This window comes from Desulfobacter curvatus DSM 3379, assembly GCF_000373985.1.
GTDB classification, from domain to species: Bacteria; Desulfobacterota; Desulfobacteria; order Desulfobacterales; family Desulfobacteraceae; genus Desulfobacter; species Desulfobacter curvatus.
The window spans coordinates 1-1,291 of record NZ_KB893037.1 but is presented as its reverse complement, the minus strand read 5'-3'; the positions used below and the strand labels follow the sequence as shown (position 1 = coordinate 1,291).

Here is a 1,291-nt window from a genome sequence, read left to right as displayed (position 1 = left end):
CGTGTTGAATTTCAATACAATATTGATTTGCAAGGCACCTGATAGAAAAAGCTTTTAAATTCAGTTGGTTAGGCCAGCTCGCAACATAATGGTATTTAACCGGACCGGCAAGATTTTGGATAAGGCGATCAATTCCCCCAAAAAGAATTAGGAGATTGAATCCGACGTCAGTGAACCCTATAACTCGTAGGGCTCGCTTTTTTGACAACAAATTTTGACCGGCTAAAAATATTTCCAAAAGAGCAGACTACCTCCAAAACAAGGACCATTTCCCAGGTAAAAATCCCCCCGGACTCCCTGTAACTCATGTCAGAAAAAATCTTTATTTTTGAAAGAGTTTATACTTTGTTGACACATCCTCTTTTGCGCCATAATATGTTAATACAATGTTTCAACTTTCAAGGGAGGACGAAATGACAGAACTGGTTATAAAAAAATGGGGCAATAGCTTGGCTGCCAGGATACCAAAAGTAATCGCTGATATGGTTCAGCTCGAAAAAGATCAGCCCGTTACCATTGAGGCGAAAGGCGGCAGGATTATTATTACCCCGATCCAGAAGAGAAAAGAGTATACGCTTGACGAACTTTTAGACCAATGTGATCCTAAGGATGTTGCCTTAGATGCTGAGGATAGGTCATGGTTGAATGACAAGCCTGTAGGAAAGGAATGGTAATGGCCGAAAAATCGGAAAAACAGCAATATATTCCTAAACGTGGGGATCTTGTCTGGACAGACTTTGACCCTGCAGCCGGTCACGAACAGATGGGACATCGGCCGGCCCTGGTCCTTTCTCCTGCGGTTTTTAACAAAAAAACTTTGCTGGCGTTAGTAGCCCCGGTTACAAGCCGGGTTCGAGGTCATGGTTTTGAAGTAGCTCTAACTGGTAAAAAGATTTCTGGAGTTGTCCTTTGCCACCAAGTCAAGACAATTGATTTTGTGGAAAGAGGTTTGAAATTTGCTGAAAAGGCCCCGGCTTCTGCGGTAAGTGAATCCTTGGCTAAAGTAAGGGCTATTGTTTCGGAATAGGTGTGGACTTTTACCAGTTCGGACCTTTTTTTATCAAAAAAACCCCCCAGACTTTCCTGTTACTCCAGAGCATTTCCAACACTAAAGCTCACCCTCTGGATTGAGGGTGTCCTGAGCACTGGAAAAAGAAGTGAGTGCCATTATTGACAGGCCTGTTGACGACACATGATACCATTATGTTTATCCGGATTTTCCAGGCTGTTTTTCTACCAAATCAAGTGAATGATAGACATAGCCAGCAAAATAATAAAGGTATGTTTTTGA

Annotated in this window: 3 protein-coding genes; 2 read left to right on the top strand and 1 reads right to left on the bottom strand. The window is 42.3% G+C overall.

The window, feature by feature from the left end:
* The coding region (locus B147_RS32430; protein ID WP_211216936.1) for a hypothetical protein at positions 1-238 on the bottom strand (238 nt) is incomplete at its 3' end.
* A gap of 175 nt (positions 239-413) precedes the next feature.
* Here B147_RS32430 and B147_RS0110240 point away from each other — a divergent pair.
* Both B147_RS0110240 and B147_RS0110235 read left to right on the top strand, forming a co-directional pair.
* On the top strand, positions 414-674 hold the full coding sequence (locus tag B147_RS0110240; RefSeq protein WP_020587112.1) for an AbrB/MazE/SpoVT family DNA-binding domain-containing protein: 261 nt from the start codon (positions 414-416) through the stop codon (positions 672-674).
* Positions 674-1,027, top strand: coding sequence for a type II toxin-antitoxin system PemK/MazF family toxin (locus B147_RS0110235; RefSeq protein WP_020587111.1), 354 nt, complete (start codon positions 674-676; stop codon positions 1,025-1,027). The genes B147_RS0110240 and B147_RS0110235 overlap by 1 nt, the downstream gene beginning before the upstream one ends.
* Positions 1,028-1,291: the final 264 nt, after the last annotated feature.